Genomic DNA, 26,139 nt, shown 5'->3' on the forward strand with positions numbered 1-26,139 from the left:
AGTCTGACTGCCAGCGGTAAAATCACTCAACAGAATGAAAAACTGATGGCCGGGCGGGATGCCACGTTACGGGCAACCACCCTTTCTCAGGACGGCAACAGCCAGACCGATGCCGCCCGGAACATTGCCCTGAATGCCAGCGAAAGTGCGGCAACACAGGGGCGCGTGACCGCCGGGCAGAACCTGAGCGTCACCAGCGGCACACTCAGCCACAACGGTGAACTGGTCGCAGGTAATGCCCTGTCGCTGAATGCTGCCAGCCAGACGCTGAACGGTGCGATAAACGCGACTGGTGATATCACGGTGCAGGGACAGAATCTCACCACCACAGCCACCTCGCAGATGCAGGGGCGCAACGTCACCATCAACGCGAAACAGGCCACGCTGGCCGGTACCCAGGCGGCAAAAAGTCAGTTGAACATCACCGCCAGCGAACGCCTGACCCACAGCGGTAAAAGCAGTGCGGAGGCGCTGAACATCAACGCTCCGACGGTCGTTAACCAGGGGGTGATGACGGCCACCACTCTGAATGTACAGTCGCAGACGCTGACCAACAGTGGTCTGTTGCAGGGTGATTCACAACTGCTGCTGAACACGCAACAGCTCGACAACCGGCAGGACGGAACGCTGTACAGCGCCGCGAACCTGACGCTTAACGTTCCTGGTATCGTCAACAATGGTCTTATCGTCAGCGATGCCGGACTGGCCGTGCAGACGGCAACGCTCACCGGTGACGGCCTGTTGCAGGGAACGAATACACTGACCGTCGCCGGTGACTCGCTGGTCCAGGGCAGTACAGGACGCTGGTTAACCGCGGGCGCACTGGATATCACCGCCGGGCAGCTCACCACTGCCGGTACAGTACAGGGTGAGAACACCACGCTGACCGGCACGGACTGGAGCCACAGCGGCAGCCTGCTGGCGACCGGTACACTTATGACGAACACCGGTTCGCTTGTCAGCACCGGCGATATCATGAGCCAGGGCAGTGCCACGCTGACGGCGAAGAAGACAGACAACCGGGGCAGACTGCTGTCAGCGGACAGTCTCAGCCTCACGGGTAACACGCTCAGCAACAGCGGCACGATTCAGGGTAAAACGCTGACGGTACGCCAGGACAGCATCACCAGCAGCGGCACGCTCACCGGGATCGCCGCGCTGACCCTTGCCTCCCGTATGGAGATGGCATCCCCTCAACTTGCGCTGATGAATAACGGGGGATCACTGCTGACCACCGGTGATCTGACCGTCACCGCAGGCAGTATTACCAGTTCAGGACAATGGCAGGGCAAACGGGTTCTGCTCACCGCAGACAGTCTGACAAACAGCGGTGCAATCCAGGCGGCGGACAGACTGACTGCACGTCTGACGGGGAGTCTCACCAGTACCGCGGGCAGCAAAGTCACCTCGAACGGCGAGATGGCGCTCAGTGCACTGCATTTAAGCAACAGCGGACAATGGATCGCCCAGAACCTGACGCTGTCGGGCGACACGCTGACCAACGCAGGCGACATCACCGGCGTCAGTGGTCTGGCGGTTTCGCTGAACGGTATGCTGACCAGTCAGGCGGGTGGTAAACTGCTCAGCGCGGGGGCGCTGACGCTGCAGGCTGTAGATATCAGTAACGCCGGGCAAATTCAGGGCAACGCCACGACCGTCACTGCCGCCTCACTCGCGAACAGCGGTCGCGTGCAGGGGGGATCGCTCGACCTGAACATCAGCAACGAGCTGAACAACGCCGTGAATGGTGTGTTGCTGAGCCAGAATGCGCTCAATCTCTCCACCGCGACACTTATCAATAACGGTACGCTGCAGGGCGGCGGCGCGACCACGCTTAATGCCACCACGCGTGCACAGAACGACGGCAACATCCTCTCCGGCGGTAAACTCACGCTGACCGCGCCGCAGCTGACCACCGGCAGCAACGGGCTTATCCAGGCGCTGACGCTGCTGGTGAATGCCGTGCAGACCGTTAACGGCGGGAAGATAGTGGCGACCGGCGATGCCGAACTACGGGGAACCAGCCTGACCAACACCGGCACGCTGCAGGGCGCAAACCTGCAGGTACTGAATAATACCTTCACCAACAGCGGCGCCGTGCTGGGTACCACGTCCCTCACCGTGAAGGGGACTACTGTCAGTAATCAGACGGACGGCAGACTGTTCAGCGCCGGTAATCTGTTGCTTGACAGCAACACGCTCACCAGCACTGGTCAGGTCGTCGCGCTCGGCGATACCACCCTGAAACTGGTTAATGCCCTCACTCACAGCGGCACACTGGCGGCGGGTAAACAGCTCTCCGTGACCTCACAGGCGGCCATCACGAATAACGGCGTGATGCAGGGCAACGGCCTGACGCTCAGCGCGGGTGGCGTTTTTACGAACAATGGTCAACTGACCACCGGTACGGCCGGCAGCACGTTCAGTGCGCAGAGCATTCTGCTTAACGACGCGGGGAGCCTGTCTGCGGGCGGTGACGTACAGATGACCTCACGTGGCGATATCACGGCGAATGGTTTTCTCGGTACGGCAGGCAACATGACGATGAACGCCGCCGGAACGCTGCTGAACACCGCGCTGATTTATGCCGGTAACAATCTGCAACTGTTTGCTGACCGTATTCACAACATCTACGGCGATATCCTCGCGGGCAACAATCTGGTGATGCAGAAGAATGCGGCGGGTACAGCGAACACGGAAATCATTAACCGCTCCGGGAACATCGAGACCATACGCGGCGACATCACCATTAATACGGCACATCTGCTGAACTCCTGGGACAGTTTCTCCGCCTCCCGTGAAGTAATACCGGGGAGCGGACAGACCTCCGGTGACGGCTGGCTGATTATCACCGACAGCAGAGGACCACTTTTATTAGTTAACTACTCGAAAAATCCTGAACCGGCATACCGTGTTCCGGCCGGCGATACCGAAATCGTCACGGTCACGGCAACCGGCAGCGCCGGTCGTATCGTCAGCGGTGCGGATATGACCGTGCATGCCACCCGGCTGGACAATGAAGCGGCCTTTATCCTTGCCGGCGGGAATATGACCCTGCAGGGCAGCACGCTGAGCAACCAGAGCTGGCAGGAAGGGACCTCGTCCATGGACACCATATGGACGCTGGATGACAACAATGGCGCGGGCTCTTATGAGCATGGTGCGTATGTTTATAACGGTTATCGTCTGTCCTCACAGACCGCCGGCACACCGGAGGGAAAACTGTACCGGGGTGCCATCAGCGCCGGCGGAAATATCGATGCCGCTTTTACCTCTGACATCAGTAACACACTGACCCGCAGCGGCGCGGGGGCTTCAGAGGTGTCCGGCGACCTGAATGCTCCTTCCCTGAACACCCTCACCTCACGTGATATTGCCGACAGGCTGAATGCACAGTCACTGGCGGACGACGAAACAGAAAGTGTGAACGGGCCGCAGTGGCAGGACAGGGTCAGCAATGCACTGCAGTCTGTTGACCGCGGGGACGCCGTGGACCGGCCCGGCGATGTCAGTCTGTATCCTCTTCCGTCGGGCAAAAACGGTTATTTTGTGACCTCAACTGACCCGGACAGCCCCTACCTCATCACCGTCAACCCGAAACTCGACGGGCTTGGTCAACTGGACCCAAACCTGTATGGCGACCTGTATGCATTACTGGGTATGCACCCGGGCGACGCACCGCGTGAAACGAACAGTGCTTACACCGACCAGAATCAGTTCCTCGGGTCGGCATATTTTCTGGACCGGCTGGGTCTGAATCCGGACCGCGACTATCGTTTCCTCGGCGATGCGGCATTTGATACCCGCTATGTCAGCAATTACATCCTTAACCAGACCGGCAGCCGTTATATCAACGGGCTGGGTTCTGACCTTGCACAGATGCAGTATCTGATGAACAGTGCGGTGAGTCAGCAAAAAGGCCTGGGCTTACAGTTTGGTGTGGCGCTGACCGCTGAGCAGATTGCCCGTCTTACCGGCAGTATTCTGTGGTGGGAATCCGCGACCATTAACGGTCAGACGGTGATGGTGCCGAAGGTGTATCTGTCGCCGAAAGATGTGGTTGTTCAGAACGGCAGCGTCATCAGCGGTAACAATGTGCAACTGGCAGGCGGCAACGTCATCAACGACGGCAGTACCATCACTGCGCAAAACGCCCTGGCCATCGACAGCAGTAACAGCCTCGGCAACCTGAATGCCGGACTGATAAACGCCGGCGGGAACCTTTCGCTGAGTGCACTGGGTGACATTAATAATATCGGCTCGGCTATCAGTGGTAAGACCGTGCAACTGGAGAGCGTCACTGGCAGTATCAGTAACATTACCCGGGTGAATGAATGGGAACTGGATGGCAGTGACTCGAGGGTCTCCGGAGCTTTCAGCGGTCAGAAAGCTTCCATTGATGCCTCAGAGGGGCTGATGGTCTCAGCCGGGAAAGACATTAACATTACCGGCGCGGACGTGTCTGCCGGCAGCGAACTTGCCATGACGGCAGAGGGCAGGATCNCTGCCTCAGTCACGCATCATGGCAGCAGCATCACCGCAGGCGGTAATCTCGCCCTGCAGGCAGGTAATGACCTGAACGTCACTGCGTCTTCTGTCTCTGCAGGGGAAAGTGCCCTGCTCGCGGCGGGCAATGACCTGAACCTGAATGCGGCACGGGAAGGCGAAACACACCGCCGGGGCAAAGCTGAAAGCCACGAAAGCCATGCGGCGGTCTCCACCGTCACCGCCGGTAATAATCTCACCCTTGCCGCCGGACGCGATGTGAACAGTCAGGGCGCCCGNATCGCGGCGGAAAACAACGTTACCCTGCAGGCGGGACGTGACGTGAACCTGATGGCGGAGTCGGCCAGCGCAGGCAACAGTTATAAATCCGGTAACAAAAAGGAAATTAACGAGTCCGTACGTCAGCAGGGTACGGAAATCGCCAGCGGTGGAGATACCGTGATGGTTGCCGGGCGGGATATCACGTCTGAGGCCTCATCAGTGACCACAACCGGGGATATTGCTTTGGTTGCCGGGCGTGATGTCACCCTGACCACCGCTACCGAAAGTGATTATCACTATAAGGAAGAGAAGAAGAAAAGCGGCGGCTTCCTCAGTAAGAAGACCACGCACACCATTGAAGAAGACAGCGCCACCCGGGAGAAAGGTTCCCTGCTCTCCGGGAACAGTGTCACCGTCAGTGCGGGTAATGACCTGACGGTGAAAGGCTCGGATGTGGTGGCTGACCAGGATGTGGCACTCAGCGCGGGTAATAATGTGGATATATCCGCCGCCACCAATACCGACACCTCCTGGCGCTTTAAGGAAGAGAAAAAATCCGGCCTGATGGGTACTGGTGGCATTGGCTTCACCATCGGCAGCAGTAAAACCACCCATGACCGGCGTGAGGCCGGAACCACCCAGAGCCAGAGCGCCAGCACCATCGGCTCTACCACGGGTAGCGTCAGCATCACCGCGGGCAACCAGGCGCATATCAGCGGCTCGGATGTGATTGCAAACCGGGACATCAGCATTACCGGTGACCGTGTGGTGATTGACCCGGGTCACGACCGTCGTACCGTGGACGAGACGTTTGAGCAGAAGAAAAGCGGGCTGACCGTTGCCCTCTCCGGCACAGTGGGCAGCGCCATCAATAATGCTGTCACTTCCGCGCAGGAGGCAAAAGAGAGCAGCGACAGTCGACTCGGCGCGCTGAAAGGCACACAGGCCATCCTGTCCGGCGTGCAGGCTGGCGCTAACTACGGATTACAGCAGCAGAGTGCCGACCCGAACAACGGCATCGGTGTGAGCATTTCGCTCAACCATCAGCAGTCGAAGTCTGAGACGAAATACCGGCACGATATGGTTTCCGGCTCAACCCTCAGCGCCGGTAACAATGTCTCTATCACTGCCACGGGGAAAAACAGGGACCAGAACAACAGCGGCGATATTCTCATCACCGGGAGTCAGGTTAAATCCGGCAATAACACCACCCTGAACGCACAGAATGACATTTTGCTGGCTGCCGCCGCGAACACCCAACAGACCACCGGGAAGAACAGCAGTAAGGGTGGTGGCGCGGGCGTCAGCTTTGGTGGTGGTACTAATGGTGGCGGGCTGAGTATCTTTGCCAGCATTAACGGCTCTAAAGGCAGTGAGAAAGGCAACGGCACGACCTGGACCGAAACCACGCTGGATGCAGGTAAAAATGTCTCTCTCACAAGCGGACGTGATACCACCCTGTCGGGGGCTCTGGTCAGTGGTGAGAAAGTCACAGCAGATGTGGGCAATAACCTGACCATTTCAAGCCTTCAGGACAGCGACCGCTACGACAGCAAACAGAGCAGCGTGGCCGCAGGTGGCAGCTTCACATTTGGCTCGATGTCCGGCAGCGGCTATGCCAGCATCAGTCAGGACAAAATCAAGAGCAATTATGACTCTGTACAGGAGCAGAGTGGGATTTACGCCGGTAAAGGCGGTTTTGATATCACTGTGGATAACCACACCCAGCTGGATGGCGCAGTGATAGCGTCCACAGCGACAGAAGATAAAAACAGCCTTGATACCGGCACGCTGGGCTGGTCGGATATCCACAATGAAGCGGATTACAAAACCAGCCATACCGGTATCAGTGTCTCCGGTGGCTCCGGTATGACAGCCAGCCAGATAGTGGCCGGAAACGCGATGGCAAATGCGGCGAATGCCCTGACAGGCATGTCCGGTAGCAAGGGCCATGCAGAAGGCACTACTTCGTCTGCCATCAGCGGCGGCAGTATCGTCATCCGGGATAAGGAAAACCAGAAGCAGGATGTGGCTGACCTCAGCCGGGACCCGGAAAACGCCAACGGCAGCATTGCACCGATATTTGACAAGGAAAAAGAGCAGAAACGCCTGCAGGAAGCACAGGTTATCAGTCAGATTAGCGGGCAGATGAGCAATATCGTCATGACGCTGGGTGAAACCGAGGCAATGAAAGAAGCCAGGGCGAAACATCCAGGGCTGAGCGATACACAGTTGCGTGATACTCCGGAATACAAAGGTGTCATGAAAGGCTACGGCACAGGCAGTACGCCGCAGATGGTGGTGCAGGCCATCACGGGTGTGCTGGGCGGTCTGAATGCCGACAACTTTGGTCAGGCGCTGGCGGGTGGGCTGAACCCGGCAGTGGCTCAGCTTATCAAACAGACAACCGGAGACAACCAGGAAGCGAACCTGATGGCTCACGCTGTCTGGGGTGCACTGGCAGCCCAGCTTGGCGGGAATAATGCCGTCGCCGGAGCAGCCGGTGCGTTCAGTGGGGAGCTAGCGGCACAGTACATCATTAATAACTACTATGGTGGTAAAACCGACAATCTCAGCGAACAGGAACGTCAGCAAATCAGCATGCTGGCAACCATCGCATCGGGGGTAGCCGGTGGACTGGCAGAAAACAGTTCCGCAGCAGCAGGGACCGGTGCTCAGGCGGGTAAAAACGCTGCGGACAACAATGCCCTCGCAATAGTTGCTGGAGGAAATACAGCCGCGGCTGCCGGCTCTGGTGCGGTNNACCTCTGATGATCTTGATATGGCTGGATCTTGTGAAGGAACCCGTGAACAATGTGCTGTGCGTGATCCGAGTCGTGATGGAACACGTGGACCGGGGCATACTGAGTTACCCATTGCTGAGCAAGATCCTACGGGCGGTAAACTGGTTAATCCTGATCAAAGTGATGAACAGGGTGCAACACATACGGGGAATAAAGATGGTCAAGCTGATACCGGACCTAATAATACAAGTGGTAACCAGACTCCAGACCAATCTGTGAACGATACAGGGAATACTGAAGGTGCCCCTGATACCCCTACTTATTACGAAAACTCAGGTCAAGATAATGGTGAATCAAAGCCGTCTAACATAAAAGTGGCTGACGACAAATTCTTAAAAAACAATGGAATAGATGCACATCAGATCAAAATGGATTTTCTTGGTTCCAAGGCCGAAATTAAACTATATGACATTTATGTTGACAAAAATAGTGGACAATTGTGGATTTTTAGAAAAGGCGGTAAAGGTGAAGGCATCCCAACTGGCGAGTATATTAGCAAATAGGGTTTTACATGACTAAAACAACTGTAAAAGCAGAGTTCTCAATATGCGGGAACGGTTTTGAACCAAGTGAAATTACTAACATGCTAGGTATTTCCCCTACGGAAATTATTCTAGAGGGCGTGATCAGTGGCTCGAGGAAAAGACCTAGTACAGAGACAAGTTGGTCAGTCAGTACTGATAAGGAGCAATCATATGATGTTGATATACAAATACAAAGCATACTTTCTTTATTAAAGGACAAAGTAATAATCTTAAGAGAAATGAAAGAAAAGTATAAGGTCAATTTTTATTTAATGTTATTAATTGAAGTTGAGGATGGAGAAAAACCCGCAATCTATTGGACAGCAGAAACAAATCGCTTCCTAGGAAAAATTGAAGCAGAAAGCTCAGTTGAATTGTACGTTTACAGTTGATTAATATATAAATGAAAAACTGGTAGTTAGTAAGCGTTTTCTCAGCGCCGTCTGGTGAATTTCTGACAAATTCGAAAAAGTATCCACCACCAAATTCGAGCTTTCAGGACAGTGACCGCTACGACAGCAAACAGAGCAGCGTAGCCGCTGGTGGCAGCTTCACCTTTGGTTCCATGACCGGCTCAGGTTACATCAGCGCCAGCCAGGACAAGATGAAGAGTCGCTACGACTCTGTGCAGGAGCAGACCGGCATGTTCGCCGGTGACGGCGGGTTCGACATCACGGTGGATAAACATACTCAGCTTGACGGTGCGGTCATTGCCTCGAACGCGACGGCAGATAAAAACCACCTTGATACCGGCACGCTGGGGTTCAGCGACCTGCATAACGCGGCGGATTACAAAGTCAGCCACAGTGGCATCAGCCTGAGCGGCGGCGGAAGTTTTGGCGGCGACCAGTTTAAAGGCAACATGCCGGGCGGGATGATATCCTCCGGTGGCAGCAGTGGACATGCAGAAGGCACAACCCAGGCAGCGGTAAGCGACGGCACCATCATCATCCGTGACAAGGCAAACCAGAAGCAGGATGTGGCAGACCTGAGCCGCGACACGGAACAGGAAAAAGAACAGAACCGCCTGCAGGAAATTCAGCTGATTGGTGAGATTGGCAGTCAGGCCATGGATATTGCCATGACGCAGGGGGAGATTGCTAAAGCGAAAGCAATGAAAGACCCGGCAGCACTGGCGGCGGCGAAAGACCAACTGATGAAGGAAGGTAACAGCAACCCGACGCCAGAGCAAATTGCAGACCAGGCAGGCCGGACGGCCATGCAGGATTATGGTACAGGTAGTGATTTGCAGCGTGGTATTCAGGCAGCGACCGCGGCGCTTCAGGGGCTGGCCGGCGGGAATATCGCCGGGGCACTTGCCGGGGCATCTGCACCAGGGCTGGCATACCTTATCGGTCATGGCATGGACATTGACGATAACGAGGCAGCGAAAGCCGTTGCACATGCTATTCTGGGTCCGGCAGCGCTGGCGGCGGCGAAAGACCAACTGATGAAGGAAGGTAACAGCAACCCGACGCCAGAGCAAATCGCAGACCAGGCAGGCCGGACGGCCATGCAGGATTATGGTACCGGTAGTGATTTGCAGCGCGGTATTCAGGCTGCGACTGCGGCGCTTCAGGGGCTGGCTGGAGGGAATATTGCCGGGGCGCTGGCCGGCGCTTCAGCACCAGAGCTGGCAAATCTTATCGGTCATGGCATGGACATTGACGATAACGAGGCAGCGAAAGCCGTTGCACATGCTATTCTGGGGGCAGTCACTGCGCAACTGAACGGCGGTAATGCAGCGGCAGGCGCTGCGGGTGCGGTAACCGGAGAACTGATTGCGCAGCAGCTCTTCCCGAATATCCCGAAAGATAAGCTGAGCGAAGAACAGAAACAGCTGATTGTGGCGCTCAGTACCATGGCGTCTGGTCTTGCAGGGGGTATTGCTGGTGACAGCACTTCTGGTGCACTAACCGGGGCACAGGCCGGGAAAAATTCAGTGGAGAATAATAGATTTAGTCTGCCGACCGGGATGATGAATGCTGGTCAGGCAACATCCTCACTGGGATTATTCATGGCACAAAACGGTGCGAGTGCACATGAGATAGCACAGGCTCAGCGCGACTTAGCTAAAGGTGTAGGGACAGGTGCACCGCAACCGGCGACTGAGCTGGTGAAAAAATGGGCGTTACTAATGAGTACCGCTGCGACGATGGGAACCGGCACGGCAGGCGGGGGTGGGGGGCNGACAGGCGGAGCCATTAGTGGTGGTGCAAATATCAGTACTCAGTTAACCATGAACGGTGACAAGCCTTTCAGTTATACAGATGCGCTCGTTGCAATAGGGACAGGGGCGTTAAGCCAGGGTAAGGGGGCAGTAATTACCGGAGGTATCAGTATCGGTGGGGCGTATATTGGGGGCAAAATTAAGGGGGAAGATCCAACGAATGCGATGATCGGAGCAGGAATTGGGGCCGCAATAGGTAGTGGTGCAAGTACGGTTACTGAAAAAGTATCAACTGGAATTGGTGGTGCTGTTGTTGGTTCTGTAACGGCAGAAGTTGTCGGTGGGAAAATAAAAGACCAATTAGACGCAAGGAATAAAAAGAATGCAATTAAATAAAACTGCATTTCCTTATCTGATTTTTGTTTGTTTTTATTGGTTTTTGGTTATTTTTATTACTGTGTTTTTGATAAGCCTTGGGGTAGCGATAATATTCTATCTGCAAGATGGCTCTTTTTTATTTAGTTGGTGGGAAGAACTCTATTATTCTTTGGGGTATGGCTTAAGTGCTGGCATACCACTAGGAGTAGGGTGCTGGTTTTTGTCCTGGATGAAAGAGCGTCAAAAGAAACAATCTCCACCGAAAGAGTAAATGTTAGTAGTTGAGAACAACCTGCTGGGTGGTGGTACAGATGACGGACAGGTAAAAGCGGCGCAGGAGCATGCGAAAAATATCTTGTCCTGCAATACAGCGCCAGGCAGCGCTTCCACGACAATACCCAAAGTGGAAGCCAGATTTGTTCGTTGCGTATGTTCGGATCTGCACGGAGGTAGCCGGTAACGGCTGTCTCTATAGCATTTATTTGAAAAGATGAAAATGGTGCTGAGAAGATAATATATGTAAGTCCGGATGGCGAACCACCACTGACAGGCAACCGGATAATGGAACAAAAAGCCCCTGCAACAATGGGGGAAACAGGGGGGCAGTAAAAGTGTTGGTGCATAAGGAATGCGAGGTGATTTTGGGCGGGTAAAAAACGGGGGGATGCGGGGGAGATGGCGGGGTGAATATCTGTATTAGTATTGGGTGATTTACATCACTTTATTTTCTAAGAACATTACTCCAGTTTAATTATGGGAGTGAGAAGCTCAACGTGGCGACTATGAAAACCTCCCTGGCTTCTCGTGGAGTAATATGCTCTGGAATGTGCAATGTATTCTCTGGTATGGGCTGACTGAAGGCCAGTTGGGCCAGCTAAGAGTGAACAGCTGGCGTCAATTTCTGTGGTGTTTGGTCAGATCCAAAATTGCGCTTATTGCTGCTGCAATGCGTCTATCACAGTTTCGGTCACTTCTCTGGATATTCGATACAATGATTCATCGGCTATGATGTTTTCGCGTAGCTGTTTGTTTGGATGAACAAGGTTGCGAGTATCACGTAGTTCATGGATGTGCTTTTCTATGCTGGAAGGGATTAGCTTTAGCTCGATGGCAACTTTTATGTAGTCTTGTAGTGTCCATGTATCAATAGATTTAACATTTCCACTAGTTCTGTTTTTAGGGGCTGATGTTGCATTTAGAGCTTTCTTTCCGGCGGCTTCTAACACTGCGAGTAGCACACCTTCTAATAGGCTGCCGAGCATTATCACACTTGCAAGCCAGGCCTCAGAAAGGGCGCATTTCTCCGTTTCTGACCATCGACTATTAAGGTTTTCTTTTATGTGGTCGTTTAAGTTAGGCAGGTTCATGAACTTATCATTGGTATATTCTTCAGCTACAGGGGTGAGTATCCCTGTATTGGAATCTAATCCTAGTGTTTGTCTTACAGTGGAAAGGTAATGTTGTAAACCTAACGCAGTAATTCTGAAACGGTCATTACGAAAAGGTGCTTCAGTTGCCATGAGGTTTTTACTTGACAATATGGTTATGGCGTCGTTAATGCTTTCGGTTGTATGCTGATGTAGGTAGATACCTATTCCTGTGGCAGTAAAGCTTGACTGGCTCCATTCATCAATTTTATTACTTGCGAGTAAAGCGAGGATTAGATCCTCTGGATTGTGGTTGTATTGTTCTTTAAGGGCTGGTTGAAGCTTTTTCTTTTCTGCCAGATGAATTATTCGAGCTATTTTCCCTTTTCTCGTAACGCTGTAGATATTTTCATCTGCACTTTGTATGATAAATTCATTCATTATGAATTCTTTCAGACAAGATGAAATATCTTCGAAAGGTAGTTCCGCTAGCTCATTGTAGTTTAAAATAAGATATTCAATGCTAAAGCCACTTATCCCGCCACCTTCTGGTTCGAACGGCTCAGTTTCAAGTAATAGTGTATTGACGTTCTTAGTCATCTTACAACTCATTTCAATTTCACTGTTTTGATTGATAGGAACTCTTGTGGTGAAGTCACATAGAGCAAGAGGCCATACTTTACTGGAAAAATTAGTCAAGTGTGAAAAATAGCTATCGCTAATGTTTGCGAGAAATTTCCGATTTTGTGCAAAATGCCACCAGTGTCTTTGCATTTAGTGGCTGACAGAAAGAACATTTCAGGTTACTAATTATACTCAAGATTGAGCTGATGGAACCAGTCTCACTCTAGCCTGACGTTCTCCGGGCGTGATGGTGGATTCGTTGGGATTCCTTGATGGAACTAACTCAACTGAAGGTGTAAAAGGAGCTTGTTGGTATACTATTCTGGGCAATCCGTGGCTGGCTGGGCGGTGTTGAGAAACAGGCTAAACAGGCTCATGGCCTGAAGAAGACACCAGAAATCGAGCTATTGCCTCATAGCAGTGGACTTATCTTCAGACTAAACAAGGGCAGGTGCTACTGGAAATGGAAGACAGACACGGCAAGAAATTCCGCACCTGTTGATCACTACTAGAGAGTGACGATAAGGGTAGTGTGTTTTTTATTCCCGATTAATTCGATGAGGACTGCTGCACATTGCTTGTCTGGGCCATGGTGCAATTTTCTTGAAAATTTAAAGGGTAGATAATGAGAGATTTTAATTCTGGCGACATAGTGGGTGATGTGAACATCATTGATAACTCAAATAATAATCAGTTCAAACTATTGCTCCACTGTGATAATGAAGAATTACTCCAGGAGGAAGTACATCGATGGAATCTGGTTAAAAAAGAAAGAAATCAACGATTTACTGGAGTGTTGTGGGTTTTTGCTTTTTGCGCTGTGCTGTTACTCATTGCTGCAGGTTGGTATTTCATCACGGGCAAAATGGAGTTAATAAACTCACTCATTGGTGGAGCAGGTGTTGTAGTTGGGCTGATGAATCTAGCAAATGCTGATAAACCTACTGAATTTGAAGTGAGGCAGTTGAATACACTGAAGGAAATAAATACGTTGCTCCGGGAGAGAGGGGTACGGTAATGATTCCAGATAAGGCTGTTTGCATATCAGAAGAGAAAATGGTCCTTCTCTGGACCGGACAAAGACCGGATGTAGCCTTGCAGTAATGAACCCGTCAGCCAGGTACTGTGTGGAAATGGTGTCTATTGGGAATTTGAATTCTGACAGATAGGGCTACAGCGACCAGAGGGGTTGGTAGCTACTTAAGAGAAATGTTTATGCTGGATCGCAGAAGCAGGGGGGTAACATCTGCGGCCAGCGCGACCAGAAATCTACCGGAACCCCAGAAAGCAAAAACCCGCCTTTTGGGCGGGTTCTTTAAATAGTGGTACCGGACTCGGAATCGACCTTTAAATTTATCTTATTGTTTTTATTTGTTATTGTTTGGTTTGATAAAATTGGTACCTCGAAATGGTTTTGCTGGTTGTTGGCGGGAGTTTCAGAAGAGAAAGGTTACTGATCTTGGACTATCTGAAACCATTGATTCGATTCCTTTATTCGACTCCCGATTCAGTGAGTGATACCTCTGTCAAGAACAAAATCAAAGGCCATCCAACAACTGATGGTCGCCTGGTTCTGCAAACACCCTATTGATATCACGGGCCCCATCTACGATGCGCTCGATACGAACTTCAGTGTCCAATACTCTGAATAGAAGGAGGTAATGCAGCGGCAGGCGCTGCGGGTGCGGCAACAGGAGAGCTGATTGCGCAGCAGCTCTTCCCGAATATCCCGAAAGATAAGCTGAGCGAAGAACAGAAACAGCTGATTGTGGCGCTCAGTACCATGGCGTCTGGTCTTGCAGGGGGTATTGCTGGCAACAGTACAGCCGGGGCATTGACTGGTGCACAGACCGGGAAGAATGCGGTTGAGAATAACTTCTTAAGCTCTAAAGAAGCTCGACAATTCGATGAAGAACTGGTGGAGTGCAAGGCTTCTGGTGGAGACTGTAAATCTGTTGTTCAGAAATATCTGGATATCAGCAACAAAAACAGTAAGGAACTGGCTGAAGCCTGTACTGGCGGTGGTGTTGCATGCGTAACATGGGAGGAATTAATTCAGGGAAGTACTAATGTTGCTAATGACCCACATCCCGGACAATTCAGACTGGATGAAAAACTAAAGGATCCCGATGCGGCGGCTATTGTGAATTATCTCAACGGCTCAGACCTCAAGTTTCTTAAAGATAATATTACAGAGGGGGATCGCTTACTGTCTGTTATCAGCGATCCAACTTCATGGCCTGTTGCGGTAATGGGAGGTAAGGCCTTTATCACCAATGCAGTCAATAATACTAAAGAACAGCTTATAGCTGTGGGGGTTGGTGTTGGATTAGGGGCCGGTATTCAATACGGTACGACGGGAGAAGTGAAACTTTCAGATTTAATAGGAACCGGTCTGATTGGTGGGATTACTGCCGGTAAAGGTTATAATCCAACCGTGACATGGAATGCAGTAGGTGGTTATTACCAAGCTGAAATCAGTGGTGATGATCCATTTATTGCGTCTTTACTGAGTAAAGTAGGGGCTTCGGCTGGCTATGCTGCGGGTAATGTTCTAAAAGTTCCATTTGATAAAAAATTAAACCCAATATCGAAGCAGTATGAATGGATTCCAACTGGTGTTTGGACAATAACGAAACCAGCCCCGCAGCATCCATTGCCATCAATAATGGGTAATGTCGGCGACTCTGCTGTATCGGGTATGGTTCAGGATAAGCTGAAAGATAGTGGAGGTAAGTGATGAAAGATAGCACTAAGCCATTACTTAACCTTTTATCCTTATGCTGCTCTATGAGCTTGGCGTTGTTTGCCCTGACTATGTTTGGCCGCTTATTAGGGGCATGGTTAGCTTGGGATGTGAATGAGAGCTTCCCATTTTCATTAAAAGATTTAATTGTTTGTCTCAAGCTAACTTGGATGGGAGTACCTGCTGGATTTGTTTTTTGGTATTTTTATTATCGGTGAATCTGGTAAAGCATTAAGTCTATATGATGGTGGTGCGGTAGCTTCTCCTGTTAATGAGGGGCGGTAGTGTGTTCGGTCGAAAAATGCGCGTCGGGGCAAAATTCCAGGACCGGAAGCGTTTCAATAATTGCCGAACGTTGAGCGTGCTAGCGAGACTAGTTTAATATATGACTAAAAGTTATTTATCTGGATGTTAAATATAAAAAACTCTTTTGTTATTATTGGTGTATTCCTGACTTCAATCTTACTAACCGGCTGCCATTCCGTTTNCATAATCATTACAATACGTTGATTCGGATTGAAGACCCTCCTGAATATGCCAGATTGGCTGCGGATTTAGGTGGTGGTATGGGATACCACGGTTATACCAGCAAAATAATCATTACAATACGTTGATTCGGATTGAAGATCCTCCTGAATATGCCAGATTGGCTGCGGATTTAGGTGGTGGTATGGGATACCACGGTTATACCAGCAAGTGCATCGCTCGCGAAGCACTGCACTGGTCGGTCAGTACCCGTTGATATGTCAGCGACACGGTTCAGTACGTGATGCCAGGGTCGGTGGCGCGTCGTTTCGACAGGAGGTTTCCATCATCTCCAGTGGAATGGTTGACGGATAACGGCCCAGCATATTGTGCTCATGAAACTCGCCAGTTTGCCCGGATTGTGGAACCTGAGATGAAGAATACGGCGGTACGCAGCCCGGGAAACAACGGAATAGCCCGGAGCTTCGTGAAAACGATGAAGCAAGATTACATCAGTATTATGCCAAAAGCGGACAGTCGGTCGGCGCTGGTGAATCTGGCGGTGGCGTTCAGTCATTACAACGAGCATCATCCCCACAGTGCGCTGGGGTACCGCTCACCACGGGAATATATACGCAGGAAGTTATCGCAACCGTAGAGAGAAAAAGCGTCTGGATATATAGGGGGCCAATCCATGTAACTTAGTTGATTCATAATTTCCTGTCACTCATATGTGGCATGGCTTTACTAACTATGCATTTATAGCATGAAGTTTTTTATGTAAAAGCAAATCCCTGATGCACTATTATAATTTTAATTATTAATAAAATCTAATATATCACATGGATTTTTTATCTACATACATTGACAGAGATCAGGGCATCATACAATTTCTCTTCATTGAGTCTTTTTTTTGTTATACTCATCACATGCCATACCACAAATTCTTTATTGTTATTAACAGTAAGACTAAATTATTTCTAGGTTCTACATTCCGTGGAGCCGTATATTGGGAAATGAAATTAAAAGGATTAAACAGCATGGCAAATTATTGGTCAGGTCAGAAATGCCCCGAAACTGGTACATATGGTCAGTATCGCGATACTGACAACACATATGCAGGTTCGTCGTATGATCGTCACGTTGATAAAGGCGAGAACTTTCCACCAAGCTTGAACAATCATCACTTTACCAAGAAATGATGATTTATCTAATGGGGCTTGCGCCCCATTTCTTAAGTATATCCTTGCATCGCTCCGTTATATATTTTCTGTTTCGGTGGGTGTAAGTATCCCGCATAATCGTGCCATTCACATTTAGAGATCATCCGGCATAATCAATCTGCCAACGAAGGAGATCCCTATGCGTAAAGCCCGTTTTACTGAGCATCAGATCATCGCTGTGATTAAGTCGGTTGAAGCGTAAGCGGCGGTCTCAGCCCGGAACAATTTGAAAACGGAAATCTCGCTTAGGGCTGTGTCCATATTACGTGGGTAGGATCAGTCGCTTGTTTTTTACTTCGCCGCATTACCTGCAACGGCAACTTATCCAACCTAAATGCGCCGCGATTGCGGGATACTTACTCAGACAATAGGCGACCACCCATGACGGCTCGGTTGGGCTGACGCTGACCAACAATATCCTGATGAGCGATGGTTACGGCGCTAATCTGGTCTGGGATTATCATAACTCGCCATTACCGGCGATCACAATCTGTACGATCATGTTCCGGTGATGCCGTCTGACAGCTATGCGTTAATTAACGATCCGCTGCTGGCGAATCCTGGCCCTAACCACGTTCTTTGGCGCGATTATCTGCCGCAACCTAGCTCACCGGCGATTGGCGCAGGCGTAAGCGTTACCGGCGCACGATGCGCTGAACCATGCCGTTGGCGCACCGCCGACGATTGGGGCGCTAGAGCCGGATATTCATTAATATTTAAATAGCCATCGCTGCATACAACAGTGACGGTTGCCCTTCCTCTACGCTTTCATCACTCTGGCTAAATCATTAATCGCCGCTTGTACAACCAGCCATGAGATATTGCAGGTATCTTCATCCGGATAGACCTTTGTTACCATCTGCTCATAGGGATGAATTAAATTACGAAAATCTCTTAAAGAATGAGAAAATTTTCTGACATCCATATCCAGCCATCCAACCTGATGGGCAACATCAATAAGTTCAGATAATTTCCATTCGGCAAAGTGTTTCACTTTACCGCAAGCAGCGTGTTTAGGCGCTGATTGGCAGTGGTTCACTACAGCAGGGTTTCGCTGACAAACGCCAAGTAATAACCCTTCAAGCATGCTGCCCATAATAATAATGGCGGACAGATGAGCTCCCACATCCACACATTTCTGTGCTTATTCCCACCGATTTATCAGTATTTCACCAACACCACTTTCAAGACCAAGGGACAAGAAATCAGGTGCAGGCTGAGGTGTTAACACCTTCTCCTCACGACTATCGGAATAATCAATCGCTATCTTTTTGAATGTTGCTTCCAGTCCAACCAGCTTAATTCTAAAACCCTCGACATAGGTTATGTCATTCAGAAGATCCAATGCGTTCTGAATCTTCAACCGATCACCAGCATATTCTTTAGGCGATGCAAGGCGCCTTAGCACAGATGCCTGTTCCTCCCGACTACAAGACTTGAGGCATTCCAGTACCCACTTTTGTCGGGTAGAGCCATCATGAATAAAGCGAGGAAGCCCTATCGGGCAAAAAATGCGGCTAATTTGGAACTGGATCGGTACTCTGGATACAGTTCTCCATTACCACGAATGAACTCTGCGACTTTATCTAACGTACTCTCGTCCATAGAAATTTTCCCGGTGAAAAACGATGCCTGAATGTTACCGCAACCATGGTCTGTTATCTGATTTTAAAAATCAGTTCATAAGCTTCCTGGCTGTTCTGCACAAAATTTCTACTCGTTATTCTCTCCTGAATAAATTTTTATTCTTGTGGATCTAGTTTGAGCAGGCGAATTGGCTGAAGAAAAAGTAAACCTGATTTTCATGAATCAGGTCTGACTGGACCATTAAATAGGAAGCCAACCACCCCATAACCAACTGATTTAAATGAGGATATTTGGTGAGATGAAAAATGTACAATTGGGGTCATTGTTTTTGTTATGGCCTTATCTGTCACAGCCATTATTTACTCCCCCTCGATGTATACGGTAATCCCCTATAGCAAATCAGGATGACATGAATGAAACCTGTCGCGCTTTCGCTTCTTCAATCAAGTTGCGAAGTTCATCAACCGACAGCGGACTCGTTGCATTGCCTCTGTGCACCATCGCGTGACAGTTTGGGCACAGCGGAACCATATCCTCTTTCGGGTCTACACCATAGTTCTCACCTATCGTTCCCAATGGTCTGATATGATGAATATGGATAAATCCTTTACCGTGTTCGCCATAGGTTTTTTCGAAATCGAATCCGCAGCCTTTACAAATGGTACCGTGATGAGAGATACAGGCTCGTCTGGCTTCAGGATTTCTTTCGTAGGCATTAACAGTGATGACCTTTCTGGTACCCTCCGTATACTCCTCTGGAAAGGTAATCTCATCTGGATATGTATGGTCGATAACATCGGCATACCAGACATCCCCCTCCTTTTGGAGCCAGCGCTTTTCAAGGCGTCGTTCAAAATCCTTTATGACCGCAACGTCCCGATTTTCCGGGCTGGGGGAATGAACCATATTGAAGGTATAGAGATCATATCCTTGATGTATATACTGCAGATGCTCGATTGCCTGACTATAGCCGGACTGCCTGATATTTTTGGCGCTAAATTCCCATTCTTTCCTCAGAATAACAGCACGCCCCTGTTCATGCTCAGAATCCCAGGCTCCAAATATTACCATCTGGAGATCGTGATTTATAAATGACCAGCTCCACGTCCAGTTCTTACATGTTGCTCCATAACTCTGTATAAACTGCTTTCTGTTCAATATTTTTCCCATACTTATTTTCCCTCTATATATCAATGTATCAAACAATAAAAGTACCGACAATAATGACAATGAACGAGGATTAGTGGTTTTTTTCCATGTCATTATGGATCACTTGCTCGGTTCTCCGTCAACCTGGGTGCAGGAAAACCGGGAGTATCTGGACGTATGTGAGCGATGACTGGAGCGCTGACTCGTCAGACCCGCCAGCGGCGTGGCTCACGTACTCACTGGATCAGCAAGGAAAGCATCCTCAGCAACATCTTCGCCATTTTCATGGCGTGTCTGCCCTTTCTTCCACTTTTTCCATAGCAGGCTGCGCAACCGCCTTCTTACCCAGCTCAGCAGATTGCGCGTCAGAGACGGTAGTTCATTCAGGCTGTAGTAGGCTAGCGAGACTAGTTTAATATATGACTAAAAGTTATTTATCTGGATGTTAAATATGAAAAAAAACTCTTTTGTTATTATTGGTGTATTCCTGACTTCAATCTTACTAACCGGCTGCCATTCCGTTTATAAATCGTTACGCATCGAACCTTTTGATTTTTATAGTACGGATCTTGAGTATGTCGACCTTACGCCAGAGCTGACTTTAAAATATNAGCATTATTGCCTGCTTGGGATAATTTGTTCGAACGTTTCTTGGTCTGGCAATCTTCACCAGGTGATGTCGAAACAGTAAGTGATGTTGTTGAGACTAAAAAGTATGGTGGTTATCTCAGTAAAGATGTGAAGTTTGTTAACGTAGAAGGGACAAAATATTTAGTATTTATTACCCACCATTCTTTGTCACCAGACGATCTCATGGCTTATGATGAGGAAAACGTCAGGAAAATGAAGGCTCTGTATAAGAGTTTGGGTACCACCCTCATAGATAAATGACATAGCTTGTCTGAAGCCAAAGGCGCGTCGGGAAAAAAATTGTCGCGCCGGATCGCTGCGCTCGCGGAGCACTGCACTGGTCGGTCAGCACTCGTTGATAACAGCGATGAAAGAACCGTGCGGATGCCATTCGATGTAATATCTGAAGGCATCCAGGCTGTACTGGCGGTTAAATTCAGCAATATGTACGGACAGGAACTCCTCTGTGGCCTGCTTGTCGCCCGCCCGGAGGATATCACTGAGCAGTCTGACGAAACAGAATGGCGCTGGTGCAACGAGGTAGCAGCGTCAGTGACAGAGTGGTCCGGCAAAAGTCCTGCCATACTCGCAAGTCTGGCCTTGTTTATTTACTGTGATAAATCCAGCGTCATGAACAGCTTCTTACGTGTACCGTTGCGGTCTTTGGGCGGCGCACTTCTGGCCACTTTCCCTCTTCCCGGCTTCCAGTAAGAGTCGTTAAAAAAACTGGGGTATTCGCCAAATTCTGCAGCGAGTCTGCTTTTGATGTGTGCAGGAGTAAAGCCTGCATTAGGCAATGCCATGGCAATGTATTCGTCAAAATCAGGATGCCCTCTCCAGTAATCACCGTCTATTGCAGCAGACAGGGAACGATCAAAATGCCCTGCTAAAACAGCTAAAGCCCCGGTGCGTTGCTGTTCAGTATCTGCAGACGACATCAGCATGTACCCCTGGCGTTTTGTTGTCTCCCTGCGATCATGCTGCTGTGGCAGATATCCCATGGCAGACAAAAATTGCTCGCATTGTCGGTGCCTTTTTTTATGCTCTGCGCGATCGCAATCCAGTTGTGCAACAAAATTACAGCCGCAAAATCTGCAATGCACAATACCACCAGACAGCTCCTGGATATCGTCCGACATCAGTAATCCATTGTCACAGATTTTTTGCAGTTCATGAAAACCGCTGACCTGGTGGTTTTGTCTGGCAAAGTGATCCAGCCATTGCATGTAAGACAGGGACGAACCGGTTTTTCTGGCGGCTTTAGCAGCTCTTTTTACCGCGTTGATATCAGAATGGGTGATGATTTTCATCGCAAGTTCCTTAACTATATTCCAGACGGGTCCACTCAATCAGGATGAGGTTAAGAGCCTGATGAAAATATACAAATGGGCGTAGTGAATCAACTTTGCCTTTGCGGACGGCCGGCACCTGCGTGTGCCCGCCGCCACTTTAACCTGAAGCGAAGTGCCGCAATCATGCCAGGATGCTCAAACCATGTATCACTCTCTCAAAACCATGCTATTATTGCATCGCAAATGCGATTCAATAAATACAGGAGTCCGATAATGGGTAAAACCGCAACCATTCCCGCGATCCGGGTTGAACCGGCTTTGCGCGAAGCTGCAGAGAGCGTACTGACAGATCATGAAACACTCTCTGGTTTCGCTGAGGAGGCCATTCGTGCCCAGGTGGAACGCAGACAGGCCCAGGCTGATTTTTTGAAACGGGCGCTGGCTTCACGTGACCAGGCGCAACAGACAAACAGCTATGTTCCTGTACAGGATGTTCACAGTCAGCTCAGAAAGATGCTTGAGACAGCTAAAGCCAGGATGAAATGAAACCAGGTATGGAGTGTCCCGATTACACGCTCAGGTATACGCTACCCGCCAGCGAGGATCTGATCCGCTTATATGGATTTCTGCTAGATAAAGAAAATGCCGATCTTTGCCTGGCACAAAAAGCGCTTGATGCCATCGAATGCGGCGTTGGGCAACTGGCCTTTTTCCCCTACAACTGCCGCAAAGTACTGCCCAACAATCCTTATCTGAGGGAGTTGATCATTCCATTCGGGGGCACTGGTTATATTGCCATGTTTGAAATCGACCCGCTCAACAGCATCGTGACGATCCTGGCAGTACGTCATCAGCGTGAAGACGATTATCACTGATGGATCCCGGAGAAATATCCTTATCCATGGATTCATTCACAAGGAGGCAGATGCCTCCTGCTGCTTATTTCAGTCGCTTACCCGCTTCATCAACCACTTGCTCGCCATTTTCCTTGGCGAAAGCGCCAATTTGCGGATCCGGAAGAATATCCAGCACCACCTCTGACGGACGGCACAGACGTGTGCCCATCGGTGTTGCCACGATCGGCCGGTTCATCAGGATCGGATACTGCAGCATAAAGTCGATTAACTGATCGTCAGTAAACTTATCTTCAGCCAGTTCCAGCACCGTATAAAGCTCAACGTTTTTACGCAGCAGCGCCCGTACTGTGATCCCCATATCCGCGATAAGATTAACCAGCACACCGCGGGACGGCGGGTTCTCAAGATAATGGATAATGGCTGGCTCGGTACCACTGTTGCGGATCATCTCCAGCGTGTTACGCGACGTGCCACAGGCCGGATTGTGGTAAATGGTAATGTTGTTCATGTCAGTACCTTAATGACGAAAAGAAAGATGTAGCGCCAGCGTTGCAGAAAGCACAGGCAGGAGACTTTCACGTTGAGCATCAGATATCACACCTGAACAGGTATCGTATTGTCGTCCACGAAAAAAAGGCCCGAATTTTGGCGGGCCCTCTCAAAAGAGAAAATTACTACATTTTTTAGCATTTGCATTTGTTCTGGCTAACACCTTACTGAAAGCCGGATGCAGATTACGGGTAAGCCGGCTGATAATAAAATGTATTATGGCGATGAGTCATACGAAATCTATCAGAAAAATTCGTTGAAAATGAACTTGTTTATGCCAAATATTCTTATAAATACAGTACAAATATTACGCCTGACTTCACTTCTCTGACACTCCCATTGAGTTTATTCAAAAAAAATCACTGGTGTTATTCGCAAAATTAATTATATAAATGCCTGTTAAAAAATAAATATTACTTTCGCAGACATCAGACTCATTTCGGCAACCGGCAACATCACAGCAAACAATCCGGACAGTAATTTTGAATGAGAATACTACCAGATCTGGCTGCCATTGCGATGCGTCGCGTAAAATACCTGGTATGTCGGTCTCCGGGAAGCGTTCGATATCCCTGTATTTCCCGGTCATTGCTGAACATGAGTCGCGATAACCGGGTCTTATTTCCGATGGTAAACATACATATTAAATGTGGTTATTGACGACATCCTGGTAACTGACTTAAATTAAATTCGTGGTGGATCCACCTGTGCGGATGGGCGTACTGGTATCGGTTGATTTCCTTGATGGTAACGCGGGCAGAAATCACCAGTTTTCTGTTCACCGGGAGGCACCCGGCACCACAATCCTGAGCGCTATATTGTTGCATTTTAAGTAAGTCAGTTTCAGGTTTGGTCACTCCCTGGCTGCCATCAGGCGGCCTTTTTTATCAGGGAGATGCACCATGTCGACGTCAGTGTGTATGACTGTTCTGGCATTGACGCCGGGTTGGCTGATTATGATCCTTCTGGTTTCATTCCCCGGAAAAATATAACAGTAAGACGTCATCCAGACAGCCGGAGCCGTTATTGCTTTTCTCTTATCTTGCCCTGGCCTGTACCGGCTGTTTCCATGTGTTATGGATAATCATCATGAAAAAGAAGGTGATCGCGGCAGGTGTTATTGCCGCTCTGGGTGTGGCCTGGGCTGGCAGCACCTGGTATACCGGCAGACAACTCGAAATCCGCATTAAGAAGATGTTGACAGAGGCAAATGCTGAAACTGAACGCTCTCCGTACACAACGGGCCTGGAACTGGTTCAGCAGAATTACCAACGGGGCGTGTTCACAAGTCAGTTCGATCTGGTCGTAAAACCCGTGGATGGCGTGGCGCAAATCTGGCTGAAGTCGGGTCAGACCATCGTTATAAAAGAGAGCATTGATCACGGCCCTTTCCCGCTGGCTGCACTGAAATCCTTTAACCCGATGCCAGTATTCGCCTCCGTGAAAACTATGCTGGTGAATAATGACGTAACCAGACCGTTGTTTGACCCAACGAACGGTCAGCCTCTCGTCGGGATGGATACCCGTATCAGCTACAATGGCAACACCCGCACCCGGATCACCCTGGCGCCGCTGAACCGTGAAACGGATCCGGGAAAACTGTCGCTCAGCGGAGGTGAATTTACGCTTAATGCAGACCGCGATGGTACCGCGTTTTCATTGTCAGGCTCATTACCGACAGTACAGTTCGGGATGATTAACGAAAACGGCATGCGCACTCAGTTAACTCTCAGCAATCTCCTCATCAATGGTAGCTGGTTCGGTGGTCTGACCGGATATGGAGGCAGTCAGACAGTCACGCTTGATAAGCTGGACTTTTCTTCAGATGGCGGGGATTACGGGCAACTGGAAGGGCTGAAAGTGAAATGCAGAGCCGGGCTGGCGGAGGGAGGCCGCACCCTTAACAGCGGCATTGATTTTACGCTCAACAGACTGAAGCTGAAAAATCAGGATATGGGAAGGGGCACGCTGTCGCTGTCGCTGAACGGTATCACCGGGCTCGCCTGGCACGGGTTCAGGTACATTTACAACGCGAACGCTCAGGAAGCGATGCCGCAATTGACGGGTATTGCAGACAATCCTGAGCCGTTTCTGCAGGCGCAGGCAGATGCCCTGCGGAGCGCGTGGCCTCTCCTGCTGAAAGCCGAACCGGAACTCACCATTGCGCCGCTAAGCTGGACGAACAACAGGGGTGAAGCCACCTTTAACCTGTCGTTGTTACTGAGCGATCCCGAAAAGCTCCCTCGTCCACCGCGCACAGGGGCAGAACTGGTGAAAAAACTTGATGCCAGACTGGTGATCCCGACCACTATGGCAACCGGGTTCATGGAGCAGTCAGCAATTCTCAGAGGGTATAAGCCGGAAGAGGCGGAAAAACGGGTGGCCCGGCAGGTGAAAGACCTGTCCGCGACAGGCAGGATGCTCCACCTGACCACGGAAGAAAACAACAGTATCACCGCCAGTCTGCTGTACACCGCAGGGCAGATAACACTGAACGGTTATAAAACATCGCCGGAAGTGTTTGATGGAATATCAGGCAGGGTGCTTAATCTCCCTGTACCGGATGCACTGTCGGGAGATGCCGGAACGTCAGGGCATGAATGAGCCCGTGGACGCAGCAATCAGATAAGACTCTGCGGTCACTCAGTACGTCATACACCGTAACCCCTGTGAGGTTAAAAACATGGCTGTATTGCTATCGACAGAGTGCCTGTATGTAAATCTGAGGCTTACACGAGAGATTTCACATGGGATTTTTTGACGTAAATCATTTAAATTTCAACTAATTATAACGATTAAATGTGAAATGATTATCACTATAAATTGTTATTTTTATGTTAATTTATTCAGTATTCTTTGTCCTGCGTTCTGATGCGATATGTAAAAAATAACGATCGTTCCAGATTTTCTCGTTTGTGATGGCCCGCATGATGCGGGCCCTTTTTCACAAACAGCACTTGATCATGAGCGATGTCTGATACACAGCGCGAAAGCAGTCAGTTTTATC

Annotated in this window: 17 protein-coding genes and 5 pseudogenes; 15 read left to right on the forward strand and 7 right to left on the reverse strand. The window is 49.8% G+C overall.

All coding sequences use genetic code 11. The features are described from left to right. From GM30_RS02690 to GM30_RS02715, 5 genes and pseudogenes are all read left to right on the forward strand, one after another. Positions 1-7,482: pseudogene (locus GM30_RS02690) on the forward strand (hemagglutinin repeat-containing protein); the annotation flags it as partial. 304 nt (positions 7,483-7,786) lie between these two features. Beyond that, on the forward strand, positions 7,787-8,074 hold the full coding sequence (locus GM30_RS28150) for a polymorphic toxin type 33 domain-containing protein (protein ID WP_049847387.1): 288 nt from the start codon (positions 7,787-7,789) through the stop codon (positions 8,072-8,074). An 8-nt stretch (positions 8,075-8,082) separates the two neighbouring features. Beyond that, the gene (locus tag GM30_RS02705) at positions 8,083-8,487 is read left to right on the forward strand and encodes a DUF4279 domain-containing protein (protein WP_049847388.1); all 405 of its coding nucleotides are present in this window, start codon (positions 8,083-8,085) and stop codon (positions 8,485-8,487) included. A gap of 95 nt (positions 8,488-8,582) precedes the next feature. Further along, positions 8,583-10,049, forward strand: a pseudogene (locus GM30_RS02710) (VENN motif pre-toxin domain-containing protein); the annotation flags it as partial. A gap of 598 nt (positions 10,050-10,647) precedes the next feature. After that, positions 10,648-10,914 (forward strand): hypothetical protein, encoded by a 267-nt coding sequence (locus tag GM30_RS02715; RefSeq protein ID WP_049847390.1) that lies wholly within the window; start codon positions 10,648-10,650, stop codon positions 10,912-10,914. A 661-nt stretch (positions 10,915-11,575) separates the two neighbouring features. On the opposite strand, the gene GM30_RS02720 is transcribed toward GM30_RS02715, so the two are convergent. Then, complete coding sequence (locus tag GM30_RS02720; RefSeq protein ID WP_155483904.1) at positions 11,576-12,610, reverse strand: hypothetical protein; 1,035 nt, start codon at positions 12,608-12,610, stop codon at positions 11,576-11,578. A 256-nt stretch (positions 12,611-12,866) separates the two neighbouring features. On the opposite strand from GM30_RS02720, the pseudogene GM30_RS27805 reads away from it, so the two are divergent. The 5 genes and pseudogenes from GM30_RS27805 to GM30_RS02735 form a co-directional block, all read left to right on the forward strand. Further along, positions 12,867-13,071 (forward strand): annotated as a pseudogene (locus GM30_RS27805) (type VI immunity family protein); the annotation flags it as partial. A 188-nt stretch (positions 13,072-13,259) separates the two neighbouring features. Continuing rightward, entirely contained in the window at positions 13,260-13,652 is a 393-nt protein-coding gene (locus tag GM30_RS02725) for a hypothetical protein (RefSeq protein ID WP_049847392.1), read from the forward strand. Positions 13,653-14,375: 723 nt separating this feature from the next. After that, on the forward strand, positions 14,376-15,374 hold the full coding sequence (locus GM30_RS25375) for a VENN motif pre-toxin domain-containing protein (RefSeq protein ID WP_080993374.1): 999 nt from the start codon (positions 14,376-14,378) through the stop codon (positions 15,372-15,374). Further along, positions 15,374-15,598: a hypothetical protein gene (locus GM30_RS25945; protein WP_155483906.1), complete on the forward strand. Its 225-nt coding sequence runs from the start codon at positions 15,374-15,376 to the stop codon at positions 15,596-15,598. The genes GM30_RS25375 and GM30_RS25945 overlap by 1 nt, the downstream gene beginning before the upstream one ends. Before the next feature lie 479 nt (positions 15,599-16,077). Continuing rightward, positions 16,078-16,503: pseudogene (locus GM30_RS02735) on the forward strand (integrase core domain-containing protein); the annotation flags it as partial. A 1,325-nt stretch (positions 16,504-17,828) separates the two neighbouring features. Here the strand turns inward: GM30_RS02735 and GM30_RS26850 are convergent. The 3 genes from GM30_RS26850 to GM30_RS23665 all read right to left on the reverse strand — a co-directional run bounded on the left by GM30_RS26850 (position 17,829) and on the right by GM30_RS23665 (position 19,825). Beyond that, entirely contained in the window at positions 17,829-18,194 is a 366-nt protein-coding gene (locus GM30_RS26850) for a hypothetical protein (RefSeq protein ID WP_202966997.1), read from the reverse strand. A gap of 18 nt (positions 18,195-18,212) precedes the next feature. After that, positions 18,213-18,476, reverse strand: coding sequence for a hypothetical protein (locus GM30_RS26855; RefSeq protein ID WP_202966998.1), 264 nt, complete (start codon positions 18,474-18,476; stop codon positions 18,213-18,215). 578 nt (positions 18,477-19,054) lie between these two features. Continuing rightward, the gene (locus tag GM30_RS23665; protein ID WP_072094014.1) at positions 19,055-19,825 is read right to left on the reverse strand and encodes an HNH endonuclease; all 771 of its coding nucleotides are present in this window, start codon (positions 19,823-19,825) and stop codon (positions 19,055-19,057) included. 134 nt (positions 19,826-19,959) lie between these two features. Between GM30_RS23665 and GM30_RS26970 the strand changes: the two are divergent. Next, positions 19,960-20,097, forward strand: a pseudogene (locus tag GM30_RS26970) (hypothetical protein); the annotation flags it as partial. On the opposite strand, the gene GM30_RS27665 reads toward GM30_RS26970, so the two are convergent. Then, on the reverse strand, positions 20,033-20,221 hold the full coding sequence (locus GM30_RS27665) for a group II intron maturase-specific domain-containing protein (protein WP_080993375.1): 189 nt from the start codon (positions 20,219-20,221) through the stop codon (positions 20,033-20,035). The pseudogene GM30_RS26970 and the gene GM30_RS27665 overlap by 65 nt on opposite strands. Positions 20,222-20,440: 219 nt before the next feature. Between GM30_RS27665 and GM30_RS25950 the strand changes: the two genes are divergently transcribed. Continuing rightward, on the forward strand, positions 20,441-20,695 hold the full coding sequence (locus GM30_RS25950) for a hypothetical protein (RefSeq protein WP_155483907.1): 255 nt from the start codon (positions 20,441-20,443) through the stop codon (positions 20,693-20,695). A 347-nt stretch (positions 20,696-21,042) separates the two neighbouring features. On the opposite strand, the gene GM30_RS02750 is transcribed toward GM30_RS25950, so the two are convergent. Continuing rightward, positions 21,043-21,744 (reverse strand): hypothetical protein, encoded by a 702-nt coding sequence (locus GM30_RS02750; protein ID WP_049847395.1) that lies wholly within the window; start codon positions 21,742-21,744, stop codon positions 21,043-21,045. Between the two features lie 255 nt (positions 21,745-21,999). Here GM30_RS02750 and GM30_RS02755 point away from each other — a divergent pair, with 255 nt between their 5' ends. Together GM30_RS02755 and GM30_RS02760 are read left to right on the forward strand one after the other, a co-directional pair. Next, positions 22,000-22,272, forward strand: coding sequence for a YlcI/YnfO family protein (locus GM30_RS02755; RefSeq protein WP_049847396.1), 273 nt, complete (start codon positions 22,000-22,002; stop codon positions 22,270-22,272). After that, complete coding sequence (locus tag GM30_RS02760; RefSeq protein ID WP_202966999.1) at positions 22,269-22,601, forward strand: type II toxin-antitoxin system RelE/ParE family toxin; 333 nt, start codon at positions 22,269-22,271, stop codon at positions 22,599-22,601. Before GM30_RS02755 ends, GM30_RS02760 begins: the two co-directional genes overlap by 4 nt. 64 nt (positions 22,602-22,665) lie before the next feature. On the opposite strand, the gene arsC is transcribed toward GM30_RS02760, so the two are convergent. Next, positions 22,666-23,091 (reverse strand): glutaredoxin-dependent arsenate reductase, encoded by a 426-nt coding sequence (gene arsC / locus GM30_RS02765; RefSeq protein ID WP_049847397.1) that lies wholly within the window; start codon positions 23,089-23,091, stop codon positions 22,666-22,668. A 1,130-nt stretch (positions 23,092-24,221) separates the two neighbouring features. Between arsC and GM30_RS02770 the strand changes: the two genes are divergently transcribed. Continuing rightward, complete coding sequence (locus tag GM30_RS02770) at positions 24,222-25,736, forward strand: YdgA family protein (RefSeq protein WP_049847398.1); 1,515 nt, start codon at positions 24,222-24,224, stop codon at positions 25,734-25,736. Positions 25,737-26,139: the final 403 nt, after the last annotated feature.

The sequence above is a fragment of the Trabulsiella odontotermitis genome (assembly GCF_001188485.1).
GTDB classification, from domain to species: Bacteria; Pseudomonadota; Gammaproteobacteria; order Enterobacterales; family Enterobacteriaceae; genus Trabulsiella; species Trabulsiella odontotermitis_A.

Bases quoted from the DNA above. Each gene is read 5' to 3' on its own strand.
- GM30_RS02705 (WP_049847388.1), top strand. From the start codon at position 8,083: ATGACTAAAACAACTGTAAAAGCAGAGTTCTCAATATGCGGGAACGGT.
- GM30_RS02715 (WP_049847390.1), top strand. From the start codon at position 10,648: ATGCAATTAAATAAAACTGCATTTCCTTATCTGATTTTTGTTTGTTTT.
- GM30_RS02720 (WP_155483904.1), bottom strand. From the start codon at position 12,610: ATGACTAAGAACGTCAATACACTATTACTTGAAACTGAGCCGTTCGAA.
- GM30_RS02725 (WP_049847392.1), top strand. From the start codon at position 13,260: ATGAGAGATTTTAATTCTGGCGACATAGTGGGTGATGTGAACATCATT.
- GM30_RS25945 (WP_155483906.1), top strand. From the start codon at position 15,374: ATGAAAGATAGCACTAAGCCATTACTTAACCTTTTATCCTTATGCTGC.
- GM30_RS23665 (WP_072094014.1), bottom strand. From the start codon at position 19,825: ATGGGAAAAATATTGAACAGAAAGCAGTTTATACAGAGTTATGGAGCA.
- GM30_RS02750 (WP_049847395.1), bottom strand. From the start codon at position 21,744: ATGAAAATCATCACCCATTCTGATATCAACGCGGTAAAAAGAGCTGCT.
- GM30_RS02755 (WP_049847396.1), top strand. From the start codon at position 22,000: ATGGGTAAAACCGCAACCATTCCCGCGATCCGGGTTGAACCGGCTTTG.
- GM30_RS02760 (WP_202966999.1), top strand. From the start codon at position 22,269: ATGAAACCAGGTATGGAGTGTCCCGATTACACGCTCAGGTATACGCTA.
- arsC (WP_049847397.1), bottom strand. From the start codon at position 23,091: ATGAACAACATTACCATTTACCACAATCCGGCCTGTGGCACGTCGCGT.
- GM30_RS02770 (WP_049847398.1), top strand. From the start codon at position 24,222: ATGAAAAAGAAGGTGATCGCGGCAGGTGTTATTGCCGCTCTGGGTGTG.